27 protein-coding genes and 3 tRNA genes are annotated in these 23,958 nt (G+C 42.7%); 8 read left to right on the top strand and 22 right to left on the bottom strand.

The features are described from left to right. Positions 1-6: 6 nt before the first annotated feature. From DFP75_RS00465 to DFP75_RS00395, 15 genes are all read right to left on the bottom strand, one after another. Entirely contained in the window at positions 7-843 is an 837-nt protein-coding gene (locus DFP75_RS00465) for a hypothetical protein (RefSeq protein WP_110571550.1), read from the bottom strand. A gap of 123 nt (positions 844-966) precedes the next feature. After that, complete coding sequence (locus DFP75_RS00460) at positions 967-1,833, bottom strand: BRCT domain-containing protein (protein ID WP_110571549.1); 867 nt, start codon at positions 1,831-1,833, stop codon at positions 967-969. Between the two features lie 88 nt (positions 1,834-1,921). Beyond that, positions 1,922-2,674 carry a hypothetical protein gene (locus DFP75_RS00455; protein ID WP_110571548.1) on the bottom strand — a complete coding sequence of 251 codons (753 nt, stop codon included), beginning with the start codon at positions 2,672-2,674 and terminating at the stop codon, positions 1,922-1,924. 36 nt (positions 2,675-2,710) lie between these two features. Continuing rightward, on the bottom strand, positions 2,711-3,148 hold the full coding sequence (locus DFP75_RS00450) for an HNH endonuclease (RefSeq protein WP_110571547.1): 438 nt from the start codon (positions 3,146-3,148) through the stop codon (positions 2,711-2,713). 39 nt (positions 3,149-3,187) lie between these two features. Next, a complete protein-coding gene (locus tag DFP75_RS00445; protein ID WP_110571546.1) occupies positions 3,188-3,709 on the bottom strand; it encodes a hypothetical protein in 522 nt (173 codons plus the stop codon). 17 nt (positions 3,710-3,726) lie between these two features. Beyond that, a complete protein-coding gene (locus DFP75_RS00440; protein ID WP_146219948.1) occupies positions 3,727-4,335 on the bottom strand; it encodes a hypothetical protein in 609 nt (202 codons plus the stop codon). 33 nt (positions 4,336-4,368) lie between these two features. Further along, entirely contained in the window at positions 4,369-5,388 is a 1,020-nt protein-coding gene (locus DFP75_RS00435; RefSeq protein ID WP_110571544.1) for a tyrosine-type recombinase/integrase, read from the bottom strand. 174 nt (positions 5,389-5,562) lie between these two features. After that, positions 5,563-5,649 (bottom strand) — tRNA-Leu (locus DFP75_RS00430). A gap of 11 nt (positions 5,650-5,660) precedes the next feature. Continuing rightward, positions 5,661-5,734 (bottom strand) — tRNA-Cys (locus DFP75_RS00425). 21 nt (positions 5,735-5,755) lie between these two features. After that, positions 5,756-5,830 (bottom strand) — tRNA-Gly (locus DFP75_RS00420). A 96-nt stretch (positions 5,831-5,926) separates the two neighbouring features. Continuing rightward, positions 5,927-6,487: a CDP-diacylglycerol--glycerol-3-phosphate 3-phosphatidyltransferase gene (pgsA, locus tag DFP75_RS00415; protein WP_110571543.1), complete on the bottom strand. Its 561-nt coding sequence runs from the start codon at positions 6,485-6,487 to the stop codon at positions 5,927-5,929. A 63-nt stretch (positions 6,488-6,550) separates the two neighbouring features. Beyond that, positions 6,551-8,374 (bottom strand): excinuclease ABC subunit UvrC, encoded by a 1,824-nt coding sequence (gene uvrC / locus DFP75_RS00410; protein ID WP_110571542.1) that lies wholly within the window; start codon positions 8,372-8,374, stop codon positions 6,551-6,553. Positions 8,375-8,392: 18 nt separating this feature from the next. Continuing rightward, positions 8,393-9,034, bottom strand: a complete 642-nt coding sequence (locus DFP75_RS00405) for a response regulator (RefSeq protein ID WP_110571541.1) — start codon at positions 9,032-9,034, stop codon at positions 8,393-8,395. A gap of 113 nt (positions 9,035-9,147) precedes the next feature. Beyond that, a complete protein-coding gene (locus tag DFP75_RS00400) occupies positions 9,148-9,963 on the bottom strand; it encodes a replication protein P (protein ID WP_245926900.1) in 816 nt (271 codons plus the stop codon). Beyond that, a complete protein-coding gene (locus DFP75_RS00395) occupies positions 9,872-10,681 on the bottom strand; it encodes a DnaT-like ssDNA-binding domain-containing protein (RefSeq protein ID WP_110571539.1) in 810 nt (269 codons plus the stop codon). The genes DFP75_RS00400 and DFP75_RS00395 overlap by 92 nt, the downstream gene beginning before the upstream one ends. A 231-nt stretch (positions 10,682-10,912) precedes the next feature. Between DFP75_RS00395 and hpf the strand changes: the two genes are divergently transcribed. From hpf to DFP75_RS00365, 6 genes are all read left to right on the top strand, one after another. Further along, positions 10,913-11,224, top strand: a complete 312-nt coding sequence (hpf, locus tag DFP75_RS00390) for a ribosome hibernation-promoting factor, HPF/YfiA family (RefSeq protein WP_110571538.1) — start codon at positions 10,913-10,915, stop codon at positions 11,222-11,224. Between the two features lie 171 nt (positions 11,225-11,395). Continuing rightward, positions 11,396-12,052, top strand: coding sequence for a Bax inhibitor-1/YccA family protein (locus DFP75_RS00385; protein ID WP_110571537.1), 657 nt, complete (start codon positions 11,396-11,398; stop codon positions 12,050-12,052). An 85-nt stretch (positions 12,053-12,137) separates the two neighbouring features. After that, positions 12,138-12,530: a sulfurtransferase complex subunit TusD gene (gene tusD / locus DFP75_RS00380; RefSeq protein WP_110571536.1), complete on the top strand. Its 393-nt coding sequence runs from the start codon at positions 12,138-12,140 to the stop codon at positions 12,528-12,530. A 4-nt stretch (positions 12,531-12,534) separates the two neighbouring features. Then, positions 12,535-12,882: a DsrE family protein gene (locus DFP75_RS00375; RefSeq protein ID WP_110571535.1), complete on the top strand. Its 348-nt coding sequence runs from the start codon at positions 12,535-12,537 to the stop codon at positions 12,880-12,882. A 2-nt stretch (positions 12,883-12,884) separates the two neighbouring features. Beyond that, positions 12,885-13,172, top strand: coding sequence for a DsrH/TusB family sulfur metabolism protein (locus tag DFP75_RS00370; protein ID WP_110571534.1), 288 nt, complete (start codon positions 12,885-12,887; stop codon positions 13,170-13,172). A gap of 5 nt (positions 13,173-13,177) precedes the next feature. Continuing rightward, positions 13,178-13,498 (top strand): TusE/DsrC/DsvC family sulfur relay protein, encoded by a 321-nt coding sequence (locus DFP75_RS00365; protein ID WP_110571533.1) that lies wholly within the window; start codon positions 13,178-13,180, stop codon positions 13,496-13,498. Positions 13,499-13,745: 247 nt separating this feature from the next. Here DFP75_RS00365 and cobA read toward each other — a convergent pair whose 3' ends face one another. From cobA to DFP75_RS00330, 7 genes are all read right to left on the bottom strand, one after another. Further along, complete coding sequence (gene cobA, locus DFP75_RS00360; protein ID WP_110571532.1) at positions 13,746-14,489, bottom strand: uroporphyrinogen-III C-methyltransferase; 744 nt, start codon at positions 14,487-14,489, stop codon at positions 13,746-13,748. Between the two features lie 136 nt (positions 14,490-14,625). Next, positions 14,626-15,927, bottom strand: coding sequence for a serine--tRNA ligase (gene serS, locus DFP75_RS00355; RefSeq protein ID WP_110571531.1), 1,302 nt, complete (start codon positions 15,925-15,927; stop codon positions 14,626-14,628). 67 nt (positions 15,928-15,994) lie between these two features. After that, positions 15,995-16,366 carry a fluoride efflux transporter CrcB gene (gene crcB / locus DFP75_RS00350; RefSeq protein WP_110571530.1) on the bottom strand — a complete coding sequence of 124 codons (372 nt, stop codon included), beginning with the start codon at positions 16,364-16,366 and terminating at the stop codon, positions 15,995-15,997. Further along, positions 16,363-17,706: a replication-associated recombination protein A gene (locus DFP75_RS00345; RefSeq protein ID WP_110571529.1), complete on the bottom strand. Its 1,344-nt coding sequence runs from the start codon at positions 17,704-17,706 to the stop codon at positions 16,363-16,365. The genes crcB and DFP75_RS00345 overlap by 4 nt, the downstream gene beginning before the upstream one ends. After that, complete coding sequence (lolA, locus tag DFP75_RS00340; protein ID WP_245926898.1) at positions 17,706-18,335, bottom strand: outer membrane lipoprotein periplasmic chaperone LolA; 630 nt, start codon at positions 18,333-18,335, stop codon at positions 17,706-17,708. Before lolA ends, DFP75_RS00345 begins: the two co-directional genes overlap by 1 nt. 58 nt (positions 18,336-18,393) lie before the next feature. Then, entirely contained in the window at positions 18,394-21,135 is a 2,742-nt protein-coding gene (locus tag DFP75_RS00335) for a DNA translocase FtsK (protein ID WP_425451206.1), read from the bottom strand. 163 nt (positions 21,136-21,298) lie between these two features. Further along, entirely contained in the window at positions 21,299-22,180 is an 882-nt protein-coding gene (locus tag DFP75_RS00330; protein WP_110571528.1) for a hypothetical protein, read from the bottom strand. Between the two features lie 539 nt (positions 22,181-22,719). Between DFP75_RS00330 and aat the strand changes: the two genes are divergently transcribed. Further along, positions 22,720-23,463, top strand: a complete 744-nt coding sequence (gene aat / locus DFP75_RS00325; RefSeq protein ID WP_110571527.1) for a leucyl/phenylalanyl-tRNA--protein transferase — start codon at positions 22,720-22,722, stop codon at positions 23,461-23,463. Between the two features lie 228 nt (positions 23,464-23,691). Then, entirely contained in the window at positions 23,692-23,910 is a 219-nt protein-coding gene (gene infA, locus DFP75_RS00320) for a translation initiation factor IF-1 (protein ID WP_110571526.1), read from the top strand. The last annotated feature ends 48 nt before the right edge of the window (positions 23,911-23,958 follow it).

The raw sequence follows: 23,958 nt of genomic DNA, 5'->3' as shown, positions 1-23,958 counted from the left end.
AGCTTATTATTTCCTTAGTCTTTTAACTGCCTCTTTCAACGCATCATCATCATTTAAGGCAAGCTCTATTTTTTCTATCAAGTAAAAAATGATGATTTTTATATCTTTTGCATTTTGCAGGCACTCTTCATCTTGCTTAGAATGCAACCCTTCACTTAAAGCCGCGTAAAGCAATTTAAGTGGGTCTTGACCTTGTATTTTTAAAGAGTTCGGTAATGCTTTTTTTATTCTACCAATACTTTTTGTAAACTGGGTTTCAGATTTTGCAGCTGTTAACTCTTCAATTAATAGCTCATCAGAACCATCAATTTTTAGTACTTTGATAATTTCATCAAATATCACATTTTTTTTAGAATCTATAACTCGCCTATAATATGCAAATGCAGCAATCCCCATCCCTAGATTTTCACACTTAAGCCCTTTATAGAATAGCTTTCTATCTCCTCCCATCAACCGTTCTATTCTTTTTGGTATAGGTATAACTCTTTCAGGAAACTCACCAACCTTCTGCACTTTAACAGAGTGAGTACCTGTGCCTAAGTTATAACGGTCACTAGGTGAAACAACTCTTAGACTAAGGGTCTTATAACTATTTTTACAATTTCTACAACGATAAACCACCCTAAAAATATTACTTAAGGTTTTCTTCCAGTAATTTTCAGATTCGTTATTATTCATCAGATCAAATTTTTGATTTCTAGCACAAGAAGAACAATAAAAATTTGGAATCATTTCTGCATTTAAACTAACATATCCATGATTGTTAATAAGATCGATGTTAATTTCAGCCTCTTCATACAAAGAGCTATTTTCTACAAATGTACAAAAATCTATACTTTCCATCTATTACACCTAAAATCACTCTCTTTTAATAAATAGAGTCAGAGTAAAATTAACTGTTAGCTCTGCTCTTTACCTAATTGTAATCGACTTATTAAGCATCACTTATTAGCTATTGATAATAGACTAAATAAACCTAACCCATTCTTGTTCCGTTAGGATGATAAGCGGATGCCCGCTTTCTCTTAGCTCTATTGCCTTTTGTATCTTGCGGCCAAAGCTGGTGTGTTTCCAATCTGGCGACACTTGAGAGCCAATCACCACATAATGAATCGATTTGCTCGGGTCTTGGCGAGGCGTAGCGCCCATCTTGATGGCAATGGCTTCTACTTCTTTGCGGGTGCCTGTGTTGAATACACCGGTAAAACAAATGGCCGCACGCTCGTGGTTCATGGATTCGATGCTGTCTGCGATGTGGTCCATGGGGTGTGCATCGGCGGCGCCCGTTTCTAGGAAGCGAATCCCAACTGTCTGTTTTAGGAAAGACACTAAGGCTTCTTTATCGGATGGCGTGACCTGGTCAAGCGCGGAAAACTCGACCATTTTCGCCACAACGCTTTTTACCGTGGCGTCGTCTATTAGGTCGGCATGCTTATTTAGCCATTCGATGAGGTAGGCAAATTCGTCTGCGTTAATCTGATCGTCTGACACGATACCACTGATCAACCCTAGAAACTCGTTCAGGTAGTCAGAAGCGGTGACGTCTTCATAGGATCGAAACTCGATAATATCGGTAATGAGTGCGCTTAGATCGTCCAGCTCTTCCGCAGTGAACTTACCATCCGCCAATGCATCGCTAATCAACTCCAGCAAATCAAATACATCGGGGTCATCGCGCAGAGCCTTAGAATCCAATAACCAAGTGTTTAGGTAAAGGGCTTCCATCGTGTTCAATGTGGCGTCCGCCGCCACACCTTGCAAAATCCCCTTCAAAGAGTAGATGGCTTTTTTCTTATTGCTAGAAAACGCGTAGTTTGGTGTTGTACTGTCCATGATTACTCCTTAAACCTGAAGAGGTGTTATTTTTATAAATCTAATGATAATAAAATACCGGCTGCGCAACCAATTATTCTGAATTCAATTAGTTACACCCAAAACTATACACTGATACCATCCCACCGCTTTTACTCCTTATGAATTGCATATATCCCGCACCAACTTTCTGACTGTTAGCAATTGCAGATATTTGATCTAATATAGACTGAGCTTGACGATATTTCTTCATACCTTCTTCATCACATTCATTCCTACGACTTAAATCCACACCTAGAACCCTAAACTCCGCTATTAATTCTTGAATTTGATTTTCTGCTTTTTCTCTCAATGCCTCTTCTGAAAAGTGTTTATATAAAGACTCTATATCCTTTGATTTCTCATTATTTTCAGCAATTAATCTATCTAGCTCTTTCTTTTTTTCAGAAATCAACAATGCATTTTCAGCGCTATCAGAATCGAAAGATTTTCTTAATTCGTTGTATTTAATCTCAAGATCAAGCGCTCTTTCATCAAGCGCCTTTTCTCTTTTTTCAACTAAATTACGCTTATCAATAAGATCTAACTTTTCTTTATTTTTTTCTTTTTCAAATTCATTTTTTAAATTAGATAAAGCCAATCTTTCATCATAAATAGATTTATTAATTTCGATTTTATATTTTTCAAAATCTTGTTTTTCTTTTTCAAAATCAGACCTAAGATCATATAAAGAAATTATATTCTTCTGATTTTCTTTATATTCATCATAGACAAAAACAAAAGCTCCTGAAAAAATAAAAATACAAACCACCAACACGATTATGTTTTTCTTAAAAAAATCACTAATAAAATCTAAATCCAACTGATCCTCCAAGGAATCTATAAAGTTAAAATACTATTAATTTACCTGATAGTGTTCACGGTGATACTGGATAAACGCTAGATCAACTGTGTGCTTTGTTACTGTCTTCAATTCACCCTCTATGCCGATCAAACTTAGGTCATCAGCAATGGTGAACCCACCGTTATCAAAGAGTACGTGGTGATTTGGGCAAAGGCAGAGGATGTTGCTTTCTACATCGGGCCCATTGTGAGGCTGACCTAATTGTTTGATGTTGACAGCTTCGGCATACAACCCGGTTTGGTTGGACTTATGAATGCCGGCTTTCGCTAAAGCGGCATGATCTTTAAAGATTTGACCTACTGTGGTCCTAGGAATATGGCCGAAGACACGTCCCTTATCATTGCTAGCCATAACTTCCCTTGTACTACTGGTGTGACGTGCTGCGATTTTCTGGAGTGGATGCACTGCAATCTGAGTGTACGATTGCTTCATATTGTTGTCACTTCCTTTACAGTAAATCGTTTTGGCGGCTTATACCATATGTTCACGCATCAATTTAAGACACAAACTACGTAAATGCTTTGAGCTGGACTCTACATACTGACGTGATTTTGAAAACTCTTCCTCTGCATTTACTGTCTTTCTAGCTATTTCTCCTGAGTTTGCGGCCCAGATAATTGACATTTTTTCTATACCATATGCTTTTGGATCAAAATCAGCGGAAGGAAAATATAGTTCATGCAACATTGTCATCTTAGTTAGAGCATTCTCAAATTGAGCATATACGAATGGATCATTTTCATAATACCCACTTTCCCTTTTGTATTTCATCAATTGAATGTCTGTAAGTAGCTGATCACATGCGTTTTCATAACTTATCGTAGCCTCATAAAAAGCTTCGATTTTTTCACACGTTAACTTCTTTCGTTCTCGACGATTCGAATACCATTGATTCGCTAACAAGATAGCAATAGCTAAAGTAACTGATACTCCTATTGATACTGAAGTAACAATAGTCTCTGATGTCCAAAATGGGACTTGTTTCAAGTTCAAAATTGTTTACCTCTAATTTAAAAAAAACTAGCCTTAAAAGCCCAATGCAAGCTTGATGTGGACCCAGTAAAGCAATAAGAAAGCGCACCTATAGCGAACAAGAATGGCAGTAAGTAATCAGTCACCGCACTGGTATGGAATGTAAGATTAATAATTGTATTCACTCTACATTTAACACGTTCTTTTTTCTCCAGAACCTTTCCTACGACAGTCTCTGTCCCATCAGCTTTTCTATAAGTTGCTTCATACTTCCAATCATTACCTTCTAATTCTTCTAAAGTGTTAGGTTCATATGTACGAAATTCTCCATTTATTTTGTTCTTTTTCGCATTGGTCCATACTTTATCAATAGTAAGATGCCCCACACCACTAATATAATAACTTGTTAGCTTAGACCTGCCTTCCTGCCAAAAGTACTGGTAATAACGTAGTGCAAAGTAGAAGTACGCTACCCATATAAGCAAATAAAAAGCAGAAGGATTTTTTAATTCATCAAAATCTAACCCAAGAAAACTTAACTTACTAATTTCAACACCAGCAAACTTTAAAAAAATCAAAACTCCAGAAACAGAGATCAAATTTCTCCTCTGCCTTATTAGCCCTTCTGACATATTGCCTAAAGCCAAGCTATTACTCCCCATATATATAAATCCATCAAGTTAATCCAACATCAACGCAATATCACCCATATCTGGCGCGTAGTACACCCTTTGCAAGATTCTTAGATCAGTATGGCCTGATATCTTCGCTAGATTAAGTACGTCCACTTTGGTGGCCAGTCGCGTTAGTGCTTCCCATCTCAGGTCGTGAAAGTGTAGATCGTCTATTAGGCACTTGTTACGTATCTTTCTGAAATTCACATCAAGCGAATCTGATTTTAGATTAAACGCTTTTAGCCTGCAGTCATCTAAGGTTTTGAGCTTTTCCAACACTTTCACCGCTGTGGTGGATAACGGCACGGTACGAGGGTTACCGTTCTTTGTTTTGGGTAGATGAACAGTCCGTCTTTCTAAATTCACGTCTTCCCATGTTATGCCGCAAATTTCACCGGCACGCATGGCGGTTTCTATTGCAAAGACGATGGCCGCGCCGATGCGCTCGCTTTTGGATTCTGGCGGTATGTCTATGTCGTATTGTGTGGCGATCATCAGTTGTTCAAATTCGCCTGGTAACAGCCGTCTTGTTCTTGCTTCTGGCTCTTTGGGACGCTTTACCCTTGTCATTGGGTTTTCTCTCAACCAGCCCCATTCTTTCGCACACTGACTGCAAATAGAGGACAACACGGTCCATTCACGTAACACAGTGCCAACGGCCACTTTTTGTAGGCGTCTGTCTCGCCATTCGGCAAAATGTTCGGATTGAAGGTCTTGAAGGGAAATAAAACAAAGCGGGTCTGCTGGTTCGTCGGCGCTTTTGCCCAACCAGCGTTCGATTCTTCGGATTTCGAATTTCTGGCCACGCTTGGTCACACTGACCGTATCACGGTAGCGTTCTAGTGCTTCACTAAAGGGACGATCTGGAATATCAGAAGAGGTGCTTTCTTTTGCTTCGCGCTCTAAGTCTGACGCCCACGCTTGTGCATCGCGCTTTGTAGAGAAGCCTCGCTTCGTCTTACGCTTACCTTTCACGCTCACTTGAGCGCGCCATGATCCATCATCGGTTTTAAAAATAGACGCCACTGAATATTCTCCGGTGCAATGTGCGGTGCAGTTTCGGTGCAGAATTTCAGAAAAGATAGCATATAAGCGGAAAAGCTTACAATTTGAAGTAACACTAAGAAAATGCTGGAGAGTAGATATTTAAAGGGATTGAGCAAGATAAGAAAGTGCAGGCATAAAAAAAGGCACCATAAATGGTGCCCGGGACCGGAATCGAACCGGTACGCTCGTTAAAGCGCAAGATTTTAAGTCTTGTGTGTCTACCAATTTCACCACCCGGGCATATCTGATTTTGGAGGCCGGAGTCGGAATCGAACCGGCGTTCACGGAGTTGCAGTCCGCTGCATGACCACTCTGCCATCCGGCCTTCTATCAGATTATCTTTTGATGGAGCGGGAAACGAGGCTCGAACTCGCGACCCCAACCTTGGCAAGGTTGTGCTCTACCACTGAGCTATTCCCGCGTCTCAAAAGACGGTGCCTATTCTATGTATTTGAGCTTTCACGTCAAGGAAAAAATCCAAATAAATAACTAACTTAGGCACTTTTTCTAAATCTGTTTAGTTTTTGTTCGACTCTTTAGGCATTAGCGCAGGCCAAGCCGCTTTTAGGTAAATATACATAGACCAAAGCGTTAATAAGGCCGCTGCGATTAGAACCGCTTCCCCAACATGAGCAGAAACCGTGTCTGGTCGACTGCCCAATAAAATGAAAATCGCCAACATTTGCATGGTGGTTTTCAGCTTACCAATGAAAGACACCGCAACACTGGCGCGTTTCCCCATTTCCGCCATCCATTCTCGCAATGCTGAAATAACGATCTCTCGTCCAACAATCACGGCACTGGCTAAGGTCAATAATGGGTTTGCGTAGCTTGCGACTAACAACACCAAAGCAATGGATACCATCAACTTATCCGCCACGGGATCAAAAAACGCCCCAAAGGGTGTGGTTTGATCCAGCTTCCTAGCCAGGTAACCATCTAACCAGTCTGTAAAAGCGGCCAAAGCAAATATAATCGCACTGGTGTAATAACGCCCTTCCCATGGTAAATAGTAGATCGCTACCAAAACAGGAATCATAAAGATCCGCACGGAAGTTAATATATTCGGTATGTTCATGTTATTCCTAATTTTTAAAGCATTCCTAGTTATTACGCTAAATGCACCAACACTTAGCCAAGCTTAACTCTTATGGAGGTAGAGATAAATTTCTTCCGCTTTTTTCGCGCTAATCCCTTTTACCTTTGCGATATTTTCCTGACTCGCTGACAACAGTTCTTGGTAGCCCCCAAAAGCCGTCAGTAGCTCTTTACGGCGATTTGGCCCAATACCGGGAATCTCTTCCAAGACGGAGTGACGTCGTTTCTTGTCACGTCTGCGGCGATGGCTTTTTACCGCAAACCTATGAGCTTCATCTCGTATATGCTGAATGAGGTGCAATGCGGCCGAATCTGGCGGCAGCACCACTTCATCTTCTTTTGAACCAATATATAAGGTTTCAAGACCGGGTTTGCGCGTATCGCCTTTTGCTACACCCAATAAAAAGATATCGACCAGACCAAGCTCTTTTAATACGGCTTCGGCTTGCGTTAATTGCCCTTTACCACCATCAATGAGCAAAACATCTGGTGCGTCCAACTCGCCACTTTTCACGCGTTTGTAACGACGAGTTAGAGCCTGCTTCATAGCACCATAATCGTCCCCTGCTTCCACACCTTCGATGTTAAAAGATCGATAGCGTTTTTTATCGGGGCCGTCGGGGCCAAACACCACGCAAGATGCCACAGTGGCTTCACCACTAGAGTGACTGATATCGAAACATTCCATGTGCATTGGCGCTTCTGAAAAACCTAATAGCTTTTGCAGCGCGGTGATACGACTAAAATGATTACGTTTATCAGAAAGCCTTGCTTGCAGGCCTTGTTCTGCGTTGAGTTTTGCTAGCTCTAACCAACGAGCACGTTGGCCTCTTACGTTATCTAGTACTTCGATTTTCTTCTGCGTGGTGGCAAAAATACCTTCCACCAGCGCTTCCGCATCGTCTAGTTGATGACTAATAATAAGCGTCTTAGGTAACTCTTGAATACCACCAAGGTAAAATTGAGCGATAAAAGACGATAATAATTCGCCTTCTGTGATTTCGATCGGCATTTTTGGGTAGTGGCTTTTGCTGCCAACCACCTTACCTTTGCGCACCATCATCACATGCACACACAAGCCACCCGGCTGAATAATGGCGGCGATGATATCGGCTTCGCCTGTTTGCCCATAAACGTGCTGCTGTTCTTGGATGTGTTTTAGCTGGATGATTTGATCTCGCAGCTCCGCTGCGCGTTCAAATTCCATGTCTGCGGCGGCGGCACTCATTTGCGCGCTTATTTCAGCGGTCAGCTCTTGGTCTTTGCCTTGTAAGAACATGCGCGCATGACGCACATCGTTTTCGTATTCTTCGTCACTAATCAGGTTCACACATGGCCCTGAGCAGCGTTTGATTTGATACTGCAAACAAGGGCGAGATCGGTTCGAATACGTGCTGTCTTCACACTGACGTACTTTGAAGACCTTTTGCATGGTGTTCAGACTTTCTTTGACGGCACTGCCGCTAGGAAACGGGCCAAACAAGGTACCTTTGTCGGTTTTATCGCCACGACGAAACAATAAGGCCGGATGATGGTGATTCGACAACAGAATATATGGGTAAGATTTATCGTCTCGCAACAAGATATTATAAGGCGGACGATGCTGCTTAATAAGCGTTTGCTCCAGAAGCAAGGCTTCCGTTTCGCTTTTGGTAACAGCAATTTCGATGGAGTGAATACGACTCACCAAGGCCATGGTCTTGGTCGTTAACCCTGTCACACGGAAGTAGCTCGCAACACGATTTTTTAGATTTTTTGCTTTTCCGACATAGAGCAACTCACCGTTTACGTCGTACATGCGATATACGCCCGGACGTGTGGTTAAGTTGCTAACAAAATGCTTAGGATCAAATTCTGAATGGCTCAAACAAACCTCGTTTTTCGCCTAGCCCATACCAAGTACATTGTAACGTATCGCTAGATGAATCAATTCCACATCACTGTCTATGTTTAACTTGGAAAAAATGCGAGTACGGTATGTGCTCACGGTTTTTGGACTAACATTGAGTAGATCAGCTATCTCATGGGATTTTTTACAATCAATAATCATCTGAGCTACTTGTAACTCCCGGTCGGACAATTGCCCTAAAGGCGAACCTTGTTCATCAATCGAGAACTTAGAAAGTGCCATTTTTTGGGCGATATTTTTGGATATGTAATGCTCGCCTCTGGACACCATTTCAATCGCCTCTAATATTTCGGAGGTTTTTGTGCCTTTCGTCAAATACCCTGACGCTCCAGCTTCTAGCAATTTTACTGGATACAAGTTGTCGTCCAATGCGGACAAACCGATAATTTTAATTCTCGGCATAATGCGCTTAATTTCTTTTGTGGCACCCAATCCACCAATTCCAGGCATATGAATATCCATGAGTATAATATCTGGCTGAAGCGTTTTACTGTGCGCTATTGCTTCTTCCCCAGAATGTACAACCCCGACTACATCAACGCCTTTTACATCCTGTAATACGCGACCAATTCCTTGGCTAACCACATCATGGTCGTCAACAATCAATACTTTTAGCATAACAACCTCACCAAACTGTCCTCTATCTGCGCCTCTCCTTCAAGGAAGAATAAAACACAAAGCATCCTGCTGATAACCAATTATATTGATAACAACCTTTCCGAAAAACTCATTTAATCAGGAAGATGGCCTTTATAACCCATTTCTTTCAGCTTTTGCTGACAAATTTCTCTATACCTTGCACGTACACCCGTTCCGCTGGTTTTTTGGGTGTAATAAAGCAAAGGCGTGATCTGTTCTTCATCAACAGAGAGTTCTTTGGCGATTACGTTTGCCAAGTCTTTTACGTTGAGGGTTTGCTTATTTTCAATCATGACAACTTTAGGAATGACTAAGCGTTCACCAGCAATCACTCGATCGACGACTTTCAGGTAGCTTTGCTCAAACAAAGGCCAGCTCACACGCTCTTCTTCGGATTTCAATTTGTACCAACCCACTTCAGAGCCCGCAAAAAATACCGCAGGGTGACTCCATTTATACCGTAAAGGATCCGTGCGACAAGCACACGCTTCTAGGTAAGCTGAACGAGGATCTACCAAACCGTAGGCTTTGTATGCGGTATTAATTAGCTTCAAAAAGTCCGCAATGGTCGGAGGCCAAGCATGAACTTCTTTGGTTCGCTCTACTGCGTACGCCAACAGAGGCTCTTGAAAGCCTTTTAAAGCAATGGCCCACTCACGCTTTGCAAGCTTCACTTCATCTGTGGTGCTGTAAGCTGACGCAAATTTATGGGTATAAATTGCTTTAAAGCGCGCAAACAACATATTTACTAGTACGCGAGTTTGTTGATCTGCTTCTGTCGGGCCGGAATCACGGGCAGCTCCGGCCGAACCATACTCACCAGTCTGTGTCGTGGATGTTGTTGAGGGCGTCGCTAACTTGTTCTCTAGAGGTTTTAGTAAATTTTGTACTGCCTGAGGTTCCTTCATATGAAGACCTATCCGATTGTTTGTATTGCCACTGACGTTTTACGTATTTAAAAAATTCGCTGTTCCAAGTTCTGACATTTTTCCGCTGCTCTTTGATTCTTAGCAAAAATTCGGCTTGTAGAGACAGCGCAAAATCACGAGCAATGCCAGCCTGACCAATTTGTTCTAATGTTGCCTCTTCCGGCTGCCATTGGTCGGGTTGCCTAGCGCGTTCTTTCTGCTCTAAGTATAAATCAAAATCCGTCACGCCTCGTCTGTCATTCACCACAGGGGGAGTGAACGGCGTTTCGTATTGTCGAACCGGTTGCTTTGCAGGATAGCTTTTTGGTTGCGGAGTAAATTCTTCCGTCTTATCCCGAGAAGCTCGATGCAATCTGTCCATTTTCTCCATCAATGGATCTTCTTTCGGCACTTTTTCTACTGCCGGTTTCATCGCTTGAGCGACTTTTTGGGATGACGCCAATTGAATCTCTAGGACTTCTTCTTGGCGCTGAAAACTTAGCAACTGACTAATCTGCAAATTTGTTAATAAACGCATGAGCATAGGCACTGTCCAGAAAGGCAGCTGTGCACTAAGTCGATTCATTTCAATTCGCACTACGTTCGCGCCTGAAAGGTAAGTATGCTGCTTTAGAAAGGTCAGCAATACTGTCTCTTCTAGACCAATCTGGGCGGCCATTGAAAATGATATCGGTAATGAATAGTCGTTATCCAACATAAATCTCGCTTCGCATAATTAGCACAACAGTCTATCAAAAGGCTTTGCCATTAGCACGACAACCTTACATGCAAACTGCGCTTCTTTTAATAAAAATAGTCCGTCTTTGACAGCATAAAAAAACACACCTATGCTGAAATAACAGCAAGGTGAACATCAAGTCTTCATGTATCGAGCCATTTGATTTTTTCTCCGTGCTGCATCGCGAACGTTACTCTGGAGGAAAGTAGTATGCACACTACCAAAATTTCTGGACACCATATCGACGTCACCCCAGCCATTAAAGACCACATCAATGAAAAACTTGAGAAAGTGTCAAAACTGACCGATCAAATTACTTCTGTTCAAGTCACTCTTCTTAAAGACAATAAATCCCAAAAAGCAGAAGCTTGCATACACTTACCGGGCAAAGAAATTTTCGCGGCGGCGTCTTCAGAAGACAGACTGTTTTACGCGATAGATGAAATGGTAGACAAATTAACCAGACAGGTAGACAAACACAAAACCAAACAAGCCTCTGCAACCAAGTCGTTAACATCTTAATCACGGGTTTCGAAACAAGTCGTAGCCAAGCAAACAAAACACCAAAAAAGCATCGATATCCTCGGTGCTTTTTTGGTATTTTGCATAGAATAAATAATCTAGCTTGAAGTTTGGAACTTTCAGCCTCATATTAAGTCTATTGAATGTCTTAAACCTTAAAGGAGTAATCTCATGCGTTACACAGAAGCCCTTTCGACACATACGTCACAAGCGGCAAACAAAACGCTCCGCAATACATACGGGCTGTTGTCGCTTACCCTTTTGTTCAGCGCCTTCACTGCGGGCATGAGCATGGCATTAAACCTCCCACATCCGGGACTCATTATTACTCTTGTAGGCTTTTATGGCTTACTTTTCCTAACACACAAGTTTAAAAACAGCTCTGCTGGTATTTTGTGTGTATTCGCTCTGACTGGTTTCATGGGCTTAACCCTTGGTCCAATCCTGACGGCTTACTTGAGCCTATCAAACGGCTCTAGCTTGATCATGAGCGCATTAGGCATCACTGGCCTATCTTTCCTAGGCTTGTCAGCTTACGCACTTATTTCTAAGAAAGACTTTAGTTTCCTAAATGGATTCATCACAGTCGGCTTCTTTGTCTTGCTGTTTGCTGTCATTGCCGGATTTTTCGTTCAGATGCCAGCGTTGCAAATCTTCATCTCTGCAGGTTTTGCCTTGTTCTCTGCAGCGGTTATCTTATTGCAGACTAGCGAAATCGTACGTGGTGGTGAAACTAACTACATCATGGCTACTGTGAACTTGTATGTTTCTCTATACAACATGTTCCTAAGCGTATTGTCTTTACTTGGCATGGCTAACGACGATTAATCCTAATTAGCATTTTTAAAAGGCCGCTGACTGCGGCCTTTTTTGTGTGTAAAATTTACCGTATCTCATGCCAAGGTTATTTTTAATGCAATACACTCTGCTCATTACGGGTTCGCCTTATCACAGCAAAGCCTGTCACACTGCACTGCGCTTCATTCGTGCTGCTCTGAATAAATCCCCCGATAGCATCAAAGGTGTCTTCTTTTATGAAGATGCTGTATTAATTGGCAACCAAGTGGCACAGCCGCCCAGGGATGAAATCAACCTCACCCGAGCATGGCAAGAAATAGCAGAACAAAATAACATTCCACTGTATTTATGCATTGCCGCGGCGGTAAGACGTGGCATTATCAATGAAGGTGAAAGTCGTCGCTATGAACTAGAACAGCATACGCTTGCGGAGCACTTTCAGCTTGAAGGCTTGGGGACTCTTGTTGATCTTATGAACACAACCAACAAAATTATTCAGTTTAGGTAGCCTCATGAAACACACTTTGATCCACCTAAATACCAGCCCCTATTCGAGCTTGGCTTGTAAAGAAGGACTAGATCTAGCTCTCGTATTGGCCACATTCGAGCAACCTGTTGATTTATGCTTATCCGGCGCGGCGTTGGCGCTTTTATCTGACGCTCAACAACCAACAGCGGAACATGGCAAAAACCTGCACAAGCTGCTCGCTGGACTCGAGTTTTATGATATTGAAAACGTCTATATAGAAAAAAACCATTCATGGCTGAATAGCACCACTTCATGGCAAGGCGTCACACCACTGGATAGTACCGAGTGGCAGACAATGTTTTCACAATACCAACAGGTTTTTCGGTTTTAATTATGCGACTCCACCAGATAAATCAACTCGATTACCCTGCCTCACTAGAAACAACGTGGCAAAATAGCCTGCAAGCAGGTGACCAAGTCTTACTGATTGAAGACGGTTTTCTAAAAAGCATTCAGTACGCTGAGAAGATGCAAACTCTTATAAAAGAAAAAGAGATCACTCTTTATTATTTGCAAAGTGATGTTGCTGCCTATGGCTTATCGCCAACAGTCGGTGTCGCACTTACAGACGAAGAATGGGTAGAGTTAACGTTTGCAGCAGAAGCAAATATAAGTTGGTAATCAATATGACAGACAATACTTTGGTTTTAGATGAAGAAGGCTATTTGCTAAACCTGCAAGACTGGACACCAGAACTTGCTAACCAACTCGCCCAAGAGGTTGAAATCGAGCTAACGGACGCGCACTGGGAAATCATTTATTTATTACGAGATTTCTATGAAGAATTTGAAGTGTCACCCGCCATGCGACCATTAGTCAAAGCCGTATCCAAAAAACTTGGCGCGGAAAAAGGCCGTAGCATTTATTTGATGACGCTTTTCCCGGGTAGCCCACCTAAGCTAGCCGCTAAAATTGCTGGTCTTCCAAAACCCGCGAACTGCCTGTGAGTCACTTGTAAATGTTTCTGTCGGCCTAAAGACCGACCTACAGATGATTGATTTTTGTAGGTCGTGCTTTAGCGCGACAAGGTTTCAGATTAAATATAGAGTGCTTTTTTGTCGGCCTAAAGACCGACCTACAGGTGACTGATTTTTGTAGGTCGTGCTTTAGCGCGACAAGGTTTCAGATTAAATATAGAGTGCTTTTTTGTCGGTCTGAAGACCTAAAAAATTACAAAATGGTATCTTGCGACTACTAATACTTACCATACCATTCTAATTTACTCTGCAAAGCCACCACTTCACCAATAATAAGCAACGCTGGTGATTTAGCTTCATTTACCACAGATACGTCATAAACATCTTGAATTGTGGATGTAAAAACACGTTGCTCACGCGTGGTACCTTTCTCGACAATTGCCACTGGCATAGACGGACTCATACCAAAGCGTATCAACGACTGACTAATGTCTTTAAGCCCAGTTAACCCCATGTAGATCACTAAAGTTTGCGCAGGATGCACCAATTCTTCCCAAGGCAACTCCGTCGTACCATCTTTCAAGTGACCCGTTAAAAATCGAACCGACTGGGCATAATCACGATGGGTTAACGGAATCCCAGCATACGCAGCACAACCAGCCGCCGCCGTGACACCCGGAACCACTTCAAAAGGAACGCCCTCTTCGATCAGCTCTTCCAGCTCTTCACCGCCGCGCCCAAAGATAAATGGATCTCCACCTTTTAATCGCACCACCATGTGCCCTTCTTTGGCTTTTCTTGCGAGCAAGCTATTGATCTCATCCTGAGGAAGGCTGTGCAAAGACTTGGCTTTACCTACGTACATTTTTTCTGCTGACTCAGGAATTAGCTCAATAATTTCTTTGCCAACCAAGCGATCATACAGCACCACATCTGCCTTTATTAATAATCGATGCGCTTTCAACGTCAGCAATTCTGGATCACCCGGACCCGCACCGATCAAATACACCTTACCCGTCATAATCTTTCTTACCCAATCACATAAAAAAGCCTCTTTAAGAGGCTTTTTTGTTTTAAAGCAATTTACTTATCAGTACGAAACACTCTCAACCAAACCCATCCAGCTGAAAGGTTTACCTGCACTGCAAGCCTATCAATTACGCTTTTTGCAATACTGTTTTGCCGCCCATATACGGCACCAAGACATCCGGGACACGTACACTACCGTCAGCATTTTGGTAATTTTCTAGCACAGCAACCAAAGTACGACCCACAGCCAAACCAGAACCATTTAAAGTATGAGCAAGCTCTGGGCGACCCGTCTCCGGATTACGCCAACGTGCCTGCATACGGCGGGCTTGGAAATCCCACATATTAGAGCAAGAAGAAATCTCACGGTATTTGCCCTGACCAGGCAACCATACTTCAATATCGTAAGTTTTGTGCGCAGAGAAACCAAGATCACCACCACACAAGATCACAGTACGATAAGGAAGTTCTAGCTTCTGTAGAATCACTTCTGCGTGACCAACCAATTCCTCCAGCACCTGCTCAGAGATATCTGGACGACAAACGTGGACTAGCTCAACTTTTTCGAATTGGTGCTGACGAATCATGCCGCGAGTATCACGACCATAGCTGCCTGCTTCACTGCGGAAACAAGGCGTATGTGCAACAAACTTCTTGTGCAGATCCGCATCGTTTAAAATTTCATCACGCACCAGGTTTGTTACAGGCACTTCTGCTGTTGGAATCAAATAAAGATCGTTGTTGCCGCTTTCTTTATCCACTGGCACTTTAAACAAATCCGCTTCGAACTTAGGTAGCTGGCCTGTTCCTTTTAAGGAATGAGCGTTCACCAAGTAAGGCACATACACTTCGGTATAACCATGCAAGTCAGCATGAGTGTTGATCATGAATTGCGTTAGAGCGCGGTGTAGACGCGCTAAATCAGAATGCATAACGGCAAAGCGAGAACCGGTAATCTTCACTGCTGCTTCAAAATCCAGCATATCCATCGCTTCACCAAGATCAACGTGATCTTTTGGTTCAAAGTCGAATTGCTTAGGTGTACCCCAACGACGTACTTCTACGTTATCGTCTTCGGTCTTTCCTTCTGGAACAGAAGCATGCGGTAAGTTTGGAATACCTTCTAATAAGCTTTCCAGCTCGTCTTGAATTTGGGTTAGTTGTGCTTTTGCCGCTTCAAGGTCGTCACCCAGCGTCGCTGTTTGCGCTTTTAATTCAGCCGCTTTTTCTTTATCGCCAGACTTCATCGCCTGACCAATTTCTTTGGATACTGAATTTCGGGCTTGTTGCAGCTGCTCCGTTTCTACTTGAATGGCTTTACGACGCTCTTCTAAGGAAGAAAAAGTCGCCACATCCAACTCATAGCCTTTCTTTTTAAGTTGAGCCGCAATGGCTTCTGGGTCAGCGCGTAATGCTTTAATGTCTAACATCTCTGCAACAATATCCTTCAAACAGTGTATAAAAATAAATTAGGGTATTTTCAAATAATATAAGAGATCAGAACAAACGCGCGAGCGTCATTCCAACCGCCAAACCAACAATACCCAAAATGCAGCTTAATAATAAATAGCTTACTGCAGTTAGCCAAGCCTGCATGTTAATAAGGGAGACAATTTCCAATGAAAAAGTGGAAAAAGTAGTAAATGCACCTAAAAAACCCACCATAATTAATGGACGATAAGGTTCAAGTGACGGCAGACGCTCACTAATCAGCACAAACGCCACTCCCATCAACACGCAACCCAAGACGTTCACTACCATAGTGGCGAAGGGAAAATGGTATTGCCAGTGGGTATTAACCCACTTAGACATACCATAACGACTCAATGCGCCCAGCGCACCGCCAACAGCTATCATTAGATACATCATAGTTTGTCCTCTTGAGACAAGAAACCATAGCGTTGTAATGGACTTTGGTCATCTAAATCTGACAACCAAGCCAGTTTGTCATTGATCTTTTTCTCTAGGCCGCGATCTGTCGGCTGATAATAACGCATATCCGCCAATTCTTCTGGCATATAATTTTCGCCAGCAGCGTAAGCATGCTCTTCATTGTGAGCGTAGCGATATTCATCACCGTGCCCCATGCTTTTCGCCAATGAAGTGGGAGCATTGCGTAAATGCGCAGGCACTTCATAACTAGGCTGTGCCGCAACATCTGACATTGCTTGGTTAAACGCTTTGTATACCGCGTTACTCTTAGGCGCACACGCCATGTAAACCACCGCTTGAGCTATCGCACGATTCCCTTCTCCTGGGCCAACACGTTCAAAAACATCCCATGCGTTTAGACCGATTTGTAAGGCTCGTGGATCGGCATTGCCAATATCTTCTGAGGCAATCGCCAATAAACGTCGTGCAATATACAAAGGATCACAGCCACCATCCAGCATTCGCGCCATCCAATATAAGGCACCATCAGGAGAAGAACCACGAACCGATTTATGAAAGGCGGAAATTTGATCGTAAAACACATCGCCTTTACGATCAAAGCGGCGAAGACTTCCTCCAAGGACGTCTTCAAGCTGTTCTTGGGTAACTTTACAACCAGGTTCAACCAAATCCGACAAAATCTCTAAAAAATTAAGCCCTCGTCGAATATCGCCATCAGCAGCCTGAGCCAACACAGATAAAAAATAATCCTCTATCTGAAAGCCATTTTCGAGGCTTTTTAGGGCCCGAACCAATACAAGCTCCACTTCTTCGACACTTGGTGTTTTTAAACGATAGACTCGCGCCCGAGATAACAGAGCGGAATTCAATTCAAAAGCAGGGTTTTCGGTAGTAGCACCGATAAACAAAAACGTGCCATCTTCGATATAAGGCAAAAAGGCGTCTTGCTGTGACTTATTAAAACGGTGTACTTCATCAACAAATAAAACGGTCTGAGTGCCATTCATCATGCGTAGTTGCTTTGCTTGATCTACCGCAGCACGAATTTCCTTAACACCAGACATGACCGCTGATATTTCAATAAATTGCGCATCAAGGGCGTGAGATAAAAGCTGGGCAAAGGTCGTTTTACCAACACCGGGAGGACCCCAAAGAATAAAGGAATGACAGTGTCCTGTTTCTACCATTCTGCGCAACGGTTTTCCCGGACCCACCAAATGCGACTGGCCAATATAATCATCCAGACTCGCTGGCCGCATTTTTGCGGCCAAAGGCTGATAGGCCTCTGGCGGCACATCCGAAAAAAGATCTTTCATTACTGACCTTCTACAATAACATCCACGTTAGCTGGCAAATCCAACACAAAGTTTTCTTTTGCTACGCCTTCATGCGTCTCAACATTCTTAAATTCGATAACCGTGGTTTGCCCAAGGGTATCTAAAATACTCATGGCGCTGATCACTTTATTTTTAAAAGACAGAGTCAGTGCTTGAAAGAGGTCTTGATCGTCTTTTGGTGCCAAGCGAAATTTCTCAGCCCCCAATACACTCACATCATAATGAGGAAGCACATCCGCTGCTGGTTGTCCTAAAAGAGCCGCTGGCGAATTACCAACCGCACCTGACAATGGTTTTTTCGTTGCTTGCTCTAAATCCACATCCCAAACAGTGATGTATTTGCCATCAGAAATAATACGCTGGGAAAAAGGCGTCACACTGTCCCAAACAAATTGATTAGGTTTAGCCAAGAGAAAGACACCCTCACTCACTTGAAGCTGCTTCCCCTTTTCATCGTATGTCACTTGTCGGAACTCACCTTCAATATTTCGGTTCATTTCCAGTAAACTTTCTATTGAACCAGACGCATTGTCCTCTGCCTGCACTAGCGTCGATTGAAAAATAGCTAAAAAGCCAAACAGCGCGAAAGTGACGAATTTATTAACCAAAATGTATCTCCACTCATATAAACATAAAGCCCCAGAACGAAACTAGGGCCATCGACTTTTACTCTGGAATCAATATATCTCTTTGTCCATTGGTTCCCATTGGACCAACCAAACCAGCGGCCTCCATTGCTTCAACCAAGTTAGCTGCTCTGTTGTAACCTATTTTCAATCGACGTTGAATAGAAGAAATCGAAGCTTTACGCGTTTCAATGACAATTTTCACAGCTTCATCATAAAGTGCATCTTTGTCTTCACCGCCACCATCGGTCATTAAGTCTTCTGGGTTCACAACAACATCCTGAATGTATTCAGGCTCTCCACGCTGTTTCCATTCTTCTACTACCGCATGAACTTCCTCATCCGATACAAACGCACCGTGCACACGAATTGGGGTTGGCAAGCCAGCTGGAAGGTACAACATATCGCCCATACCCAAAAGCTGATCCGCTCCACCTTGATCAAGTATGGTTCTTGAGTCAATCTTCGACGATACCTGAAACGCCATACGTGTTGGAATATTCGCCTTAATCAAACCTGTAATAACATCCACAGATGGACGCTGGGTCGCTAGAATTAAGTGAATCCCCGCTGCCCTCGCCTTCTGTGCTATACGGGCAATCAGCTCTTCTACTTTTTTACCAACTATCATCATCATATCGGCAAATTCATCGACTATAATAACAATGTACGGCAAAGGCTCTAAATACGGCACCGTTCGCGCCACACCATCTTCTGAAAACATAGCCATTTCTGGCTGCCACAATGGATCTTCGATTGGCTTGCCTGCTTCAATAGCATCACGAACTTTTTTGTTGTAACCCGCAATATTACGCACACCAAGCTTTGACATAAGTTTGTAGCGACGCTCCATTTCATCTACCGACCAACGCAAGCCATTGGCAGCGTCTTTCATGTCAGTTATAACAGGCGTTAATAGGTGCGGAATACCTTCATAAATCGACAATTCAAGCATTTTCGGATCGACCATGATCATACGCACTTCATCAGGTGTCGATTTCAATAACATACTTAAAATCATGGCATTTACACCCACCGATTTACCAGAACCTGTCGTACCAGCAACCAACACATGAGGCATTTTAGCTAGGTCGACAACAACAGGCTCGCCAGAAATGTCATGACCCAATGATAAGGTCAATGGCGAAGACAATCGCTCGTAGGCATCGCAATTAATCACTTCTGAAAAGTAGACGGTATCACGAACTTGGTTCGGAATTTCAATCCCGATCGTCGACTTACCGGCAATCACTTCAACCACACGAACACTCATCACACTCAAGGAGCGCGCAAGGTCTTTTGCTAAGTTGGTAATTCGAGAGACTTTCACGCCTGGCGCTGGCTGAATTTCAAACCGTGTAATGACCGGACCTGGGTTCACTTCAACCACTTCGGCTTTGACACCAAAATCTTGTAGGCGCTGCTCTAATAATTCAGACAAGGCTAATAATTCATCTTCAGAATAACCGCCCTGCTTAGGTTTTGGCTTAGTCAAAACGGAACGATCCGGTAAAGAGTAAGCCTCTGTTTTTTTACTGCTTTCCGCTTCATCAGAGTAAGGACCGCCAAGAGAATCCAACTGCTTCGCTTCAGACAAAGTACGAAAAGCAGGTTTGTGTGCTGGCGGGATCTCTGCTGGTGCCGCTTTATCAGAACTAAACAACATCGCATCAGCTTGTTCTTTGGAAATACCGGACGAAACAGCAGCAGCCTCAGGTTGGGTTTGAGGCTCTTTTACTGGCTGTTTATATTGCGGTGTGCTCGTAGCTTTTGTTACGTCGTCACTTTGATCTGACCAAGACTCTTCTATATAAAGCGTGTCACCAAAGTTAACGTCTTTATCGTCAAAGGCTAAACCATCGGAAGTTAAATCATCAAAACCACCAAGCTCTGGCTCCGTATGAGCGACAAATTCTTTATCGGATTTATCTTCCTTAGCTTTTGAAGATCGCACTTTTGAAAACAAAGCAGACATACTAAATTTGGATTTCTTAGAGTCATCGGAACTTGAGCCTTCATTTTCCGCAACCGATTCCTCAAACAAAATATCCACCGCTGGCTGCTCTTTCTGTGCCTTTCTTCTTTTTCGGACTATAGCAGGCTCTTCTACTTCATCAGAAACAGCTTCTAGATCAACAAGCTCATTCCTCTTATTGGCCTTTAGCTCTCGTCTGCTAATCCATTTTTGACGGACAAACATAGCAAAGTTGTACGCTTTTTCACCTAAGCGGTCCATCAAACTTAACCAATGCACCTGAGAAAGCAGAGTGAATGACAAAATCACTAACGCCAAGCTAACTAAAGTCGCACCATCATAACCAATGAAGCCATACATCAAAATGCCAAGTGCGCGCCCTAAAATGCCACCCGTGCCATATTGCAAAGAAGGTTCACCGACTGAATGCAAAAAACACAGTACGGATCCAAAACATAAATACAAAATACTACCGATGGTACAAAGCAAGGCGTTATTAAGAGGCAATAAGGAATGTGGGTTACGCCACAAAATGATCGCCACCCAAAAGAACAAAGGCGGTAAAGAATAGAATAAAGACCCGAAAAAGCCGGACGCCAAATCGGCAATAATGGCGCCAATTGGCCCCATAGAATTCTGGATAGCGGCTCCGCTGCCAGAATAAAACCAACCAGCATCGTCTGGATTATAAGTATAGGTCGCCAAACCAAAAAAGAATAAACACAATAAAGCAGCTATAAAGGCCGCCTGTTTGGCAAACAACTCCCAAATTGGTGATCGTACAGACTCACTCATTTTTTCTGACAAAACGCGCCTTCCTATTTCATGCTAACCAAAACAAAATAAGCTCCATTCAAAGGAGCCATAAGTTTGCTAAGCTTACCATAAAAAAAGCCAACCCAAAGGGTTGGCTTTCGCTTTAACTCGTAAAGGTGTTCCCATTTTCAGAGAAGACCTTTAGGGGAATCGCTTAGAAAGAAACTTTAGCGCCAACTACAGAGTAGTCAGAATCATCAGCTTCGTATGATAGGTAAGAAGCGTAGAATGTTACATCGCCTGGAGTGTAGTAAGCAGTAAATTCAGTACGTCCTTGATCTACTAGATCTGAACCAACAACCAAACCAGCATCGTCAGAGTTTGTAGCATTTGCTTCGCCACCACGAGTGTAATATTGAGCAGCAAAAGATAGCTGTTCAGTAACAGGTAGATCAATACCAATACCTGTATTCATTACATCTGCATCATCGATTGAACCTACACGAACGAAAGAAGACAATGTTGCCATACCAAGAGGTGCTTTAACACCAACAGTTAAAAGCTGGTTATCGACGTCGTCAGACATTTTGTAGCCAGCAGATACACCCAAAGTTACACCACTAAATTCTGTTGTGTATGCAGCAGCCAAAGAACCTACATTTGTACCTTCTTCAATTTCTAGTGCTACTGTAAGGTTTTCGTTAACCATGTAACGAACACCTAGGTCATCACCAAAATCTTCTTTAGCATTGTCATTATCTTCTTCAACGCCAGCATTGTAAGCAACAGAGTCTAGAATAGTGCCATCGAAGTCACCAAACTGAACTGCACCTTGTTTAACGTAGATTTCGTCTAGATCAAAACCATCTGGACCACTTTCCATGTCAAGATCAAAGTACACAAGACCAGTATCACCGATGATATTCACTTCACCACGAGAAGCTGCAGCATCGCTTTCACCGCTACCTTCTGCATTAGATTGATATTCAAGACCAGCAGTACCAGTAAAAACTGGCTCAGCAGCAAAAGTAGCAGTAGAAACAGCAGCCGCAACAGCAGACACTGCAAACACAGAAGCAAGTTTAATCGCTTTCATTCAAGATTCCCCTTTATATTATATTGTGTGGCCTTGTAGACCCTTTACTGATTTTCGTCTAACCAAGAAACGTTGCTAAATCAACGACTCATGTATCTTAAAACCGATCAGTTTCACTTTTGTGACACCTGCCAAAAAAGTAAATTATCTGCAGTTCCCAACACCGTATTCCATAATCTTTTCGAACTACCGTTTAGGACTGCATCGATTAAAACCAAGTTTTCCATTACTGGTCAAGCTTTCCTTGCACTTTTTTTCTTTTTTTTTTCATTTTGCCCCCTTTATTGAGCAAAAAACACCCAATAAAGGCAACAAAGGTCAAAACGCTCTAATTATTCATGCACATTCTTACGCTTTAAGCATAACATTGTGTCAATAAGTCGCAAGTAGAATGTTTTTTCCTCCTCAGTTCAAATATCGGAGTTAGATTGTTTTTCTTTAATTTTTTTGTCATTTTTTTCTCTACGATAGTTTTTCGCGCTAAAAAAACTATAATTGACGCCCTCAGACCACATTAAACATTTAGGCTAGCTAGACAAATGTCAGATTCCGAAAATAACGACGCTCACGAACTCTTGTTACTTTCAGAGTCACCCTACGACACGCCGGACCCTCATAAAGCCCTTCAAGAGCCTGAAGGCCTCTCTGCCGTTGGTGGGGATCTGACAACAACACGCTTACTTCACTTGTACAGTAAGGGCTTTTTCCCGTGGTTTAGCGACCCAGACCCTATTCTGTGGTGGCACCCAGAACTGAGGTGCGTGTTGATTCCCGAACATTTCCATGCCTCTAAATCACTCAAAAAAGCCTGCAGAAAAGAAAACTGGATGTATTCGGTCAACCAGGCTTTTGAGTCTGTTATCGGCTACTGCTCTTCCTTACGAGCGGACAAGGAAGGGACCTGGATATCCAATGACATCAAAGCAGCCTATACAAAACTCCATAAACTGGGCTATGCCCATTCAATTGAAATTTGGCTTGATGAAAAACTGGTTGGTGGTTTTTATGGGGTAGCTATGGGCAAAATGTTTTTTGGCGAATCCATGTTTTCACTGCATCCAAATGCGTCTAAGATTGCATTAAAAACATTTTGCGACCTCGCTAAGGATTGTCATATTGAGCTCATCGATTGCCAGGTCGAGTCAGAGCATCTACTTTCGCTAGGGGCTAAACAGCTGCCTCGCAATGATTTTTGCGCAGCACTTACTGACCTCATTCCCAAGATAGAAAAGAATTTAAAACTCATCAACATCGGAAAAAATTCAGGCAAATGCCCACTGTGATACAAAAATAGACGCAATCAGAATGCAACTAGGTTTGCCTTACGCTGCATTTTTAGGCAAAATACGCTCGATCAAAATTCAGACGTCGCTAAATACACAATTATGATTTAGATATTTAGCGCTCAACCGACCAAGAGAAACATCTTTTTTCTTCGTCTGCAGACCTTGGCGCTCTTAAGGTCGGCGTCTACTAAACAAATAGTAAGTTAACACTATAGGACACATATTGTGGCAAAAGAAGAAGGCTTAGAAATGGAAGGCACTATCATTGATACGTTGCCTAATACCATGTTCCGTGTTGAATTAGAAAACGGACACATCGTAATCGCACATATCTCTGGTAAAATGCGCAAAAACTACATTCGTATTTTAACTGGCGACAAAGTTAAAGTTGAGCTAACACCTTACGACCTATCTAAAGGCCGTATCGTATATCGCGCACGTTAATTTAAGCTGCCTTAACAAAGCAACTTAAAGTAAACGACATAAAAAAAC

Source organism: Marinomonas alcarazii, from assembly GCF_003208215.1.
In the GTDB taxonomy this organism is placed as follows: domain Bacteria; phylum Pseudomonadota; class Gammaproteobacteria; order Pseudomonadales; family Marinomonadaceae; genus Marinomonas; species Marinomonas alcarazii.
The sequence above is the reverse complement of the archived record's forward strand: the minus strand, read 5'-3'. Positions and strand labels throughout refer to the sequence as shown.

What these genes read in the sequence shown, in the direction of transcription:
- DFP75_RS00465 (WP_110571550.1), bottom strand. Translation starts at nt 843, where the DNA reads ATGGAAAGTATAGATTTTTGTACATTTGTAGAAAATAGCTCTTTGTAT.
- DFP75_RS00460 (WP_110571549.1), bottom strand. Translation starts at nt 1,833, where the DNA reads ATGGACAGTACAACACCAAACTACGCGTTTTCTAGCAATAAGAAAAAA.
- DFP75_RS00450 (WP_110571547.1), bottom strand. Translation starts at nt 3,148, where the DNA reads ATGAAGCAATCGTACACTCAGATTGCAGTGCATCCACTCCAGAAAATC.
- pgsA (WP_110571543.1), bottom strand. Translation starts at nt 6,487, where the DNA reads ATGAACATACCGAATATATTAACTTCCGTGCGGATCTTTATGATTCCT.
- DFP75_RS00405 (WP_110571541.1), bottom strand. Translation starts at nt 9,034, where the DNA reads ATGCTAAAAGTATTGATTGTTGACGACCATGATGTGGTTAGCCAAGGA.
- DFP75_RS00400 (WP_245926900.1), bottom strand. Translation starts at nt 9,963, where the DNA reads ATGAAGGAACCTCAGGCAGTACAAAATTTACTAAAACCTCTAGAGAAC.
- DFP75_RS00395 (WP_110571539.1), bottom strand. Translation starts at nt 10,681, where the DNA reads ATGTTGGATAACGACTATTCATTACCGATATCATTTTCAATGGCCGCC.
- hpf (WP_110571538.1), top strand. Translation starts at nt 10,913, where the DNA reads ATGCACACTACCAAAATTTCTGGACACCATATCGACGTCACCCCAGCC.
- DFP75_RS00385 (WP_110571537.1), top strand. Translation starts at nt 11,396, where the DNA reads ATGCGTTACACAGAAGCCCTTTCGACACATACGTCACAAGCGGCAAAC.
- tusD (WP_110571536.1), top strand. Translation starts at nt 12,138, where the DNA reads ATGCAATACACTCTGCTCATTACGGGTTCGCCTTATCACAGCAAAGCC.
- DFP75_RS00375 (WP_110571535.1), top strand. Translation starts at nt 12,535, where the DNA reads ATGAAACACACTTTGATCCACCTAAATACCAGCCCCTATTCGAGCTTG.
- DFP75_RS00370 (WP_110571534.1), top strand. Translation starts at nt 12,885, where the DNA reads ATGCGACTCCACCAGATAAATCAACTCGATTACCCTGCCTCACTAGAA.
- DFP75_RS00365 (WP_110571533.1), top strand. Translation starts at nt 13,178, where the DNA reads ATGACAGACAATACTTTGGTTTTAGATGAAGAAGGCTATTTGCTAAAC.
- cobA (WP_110571532.1), bottom strand. Translation starts at nt 14,489, where the DNA reads ATGACGGGTAAGGTGTATTTGATCGGTGCGGGTCCGGGTGATCCAGAA.
- serS (WP_110571531.1), bottom strand. Translation starts at nt 15,927, where the DNA reads ATGTTAGACATTAAAGCATTACGCGCTGACCCAGAAGCCATTGCGGCT.
- crcB (WP_110571530.1), bottom strand. Translation starts at nt 16,366, where the DNA reads ATGATGTATCTAATGATAGCTGTTGGCGGTGCGCTGGGCGCATTGAGT.
- DFP75_RS00345 (WP_110571529.1), bottom strand. Translation starts at nt 17,706, where the DNA reads ATGAAAGATCTTTTTTCGGATGTGCCGCCAGAGGCCTATCAGCCTTTG.
- DFP75_RS00330 (WP_110571528.1), bottom strand. Translation starts at nt 22,180, where the DNA reads ATGAAAGCGATTAAACTTGCTTCTGTGTTTGCAGTGTCTGCTGTTGCG.
- aat (WP_110571527.1), top strand. Translation starts at nt 22,720, where the DNA reads ATGTCAGATTCCGAAAATAACGACGCTCACGAACTCTTGTTACTTTCA.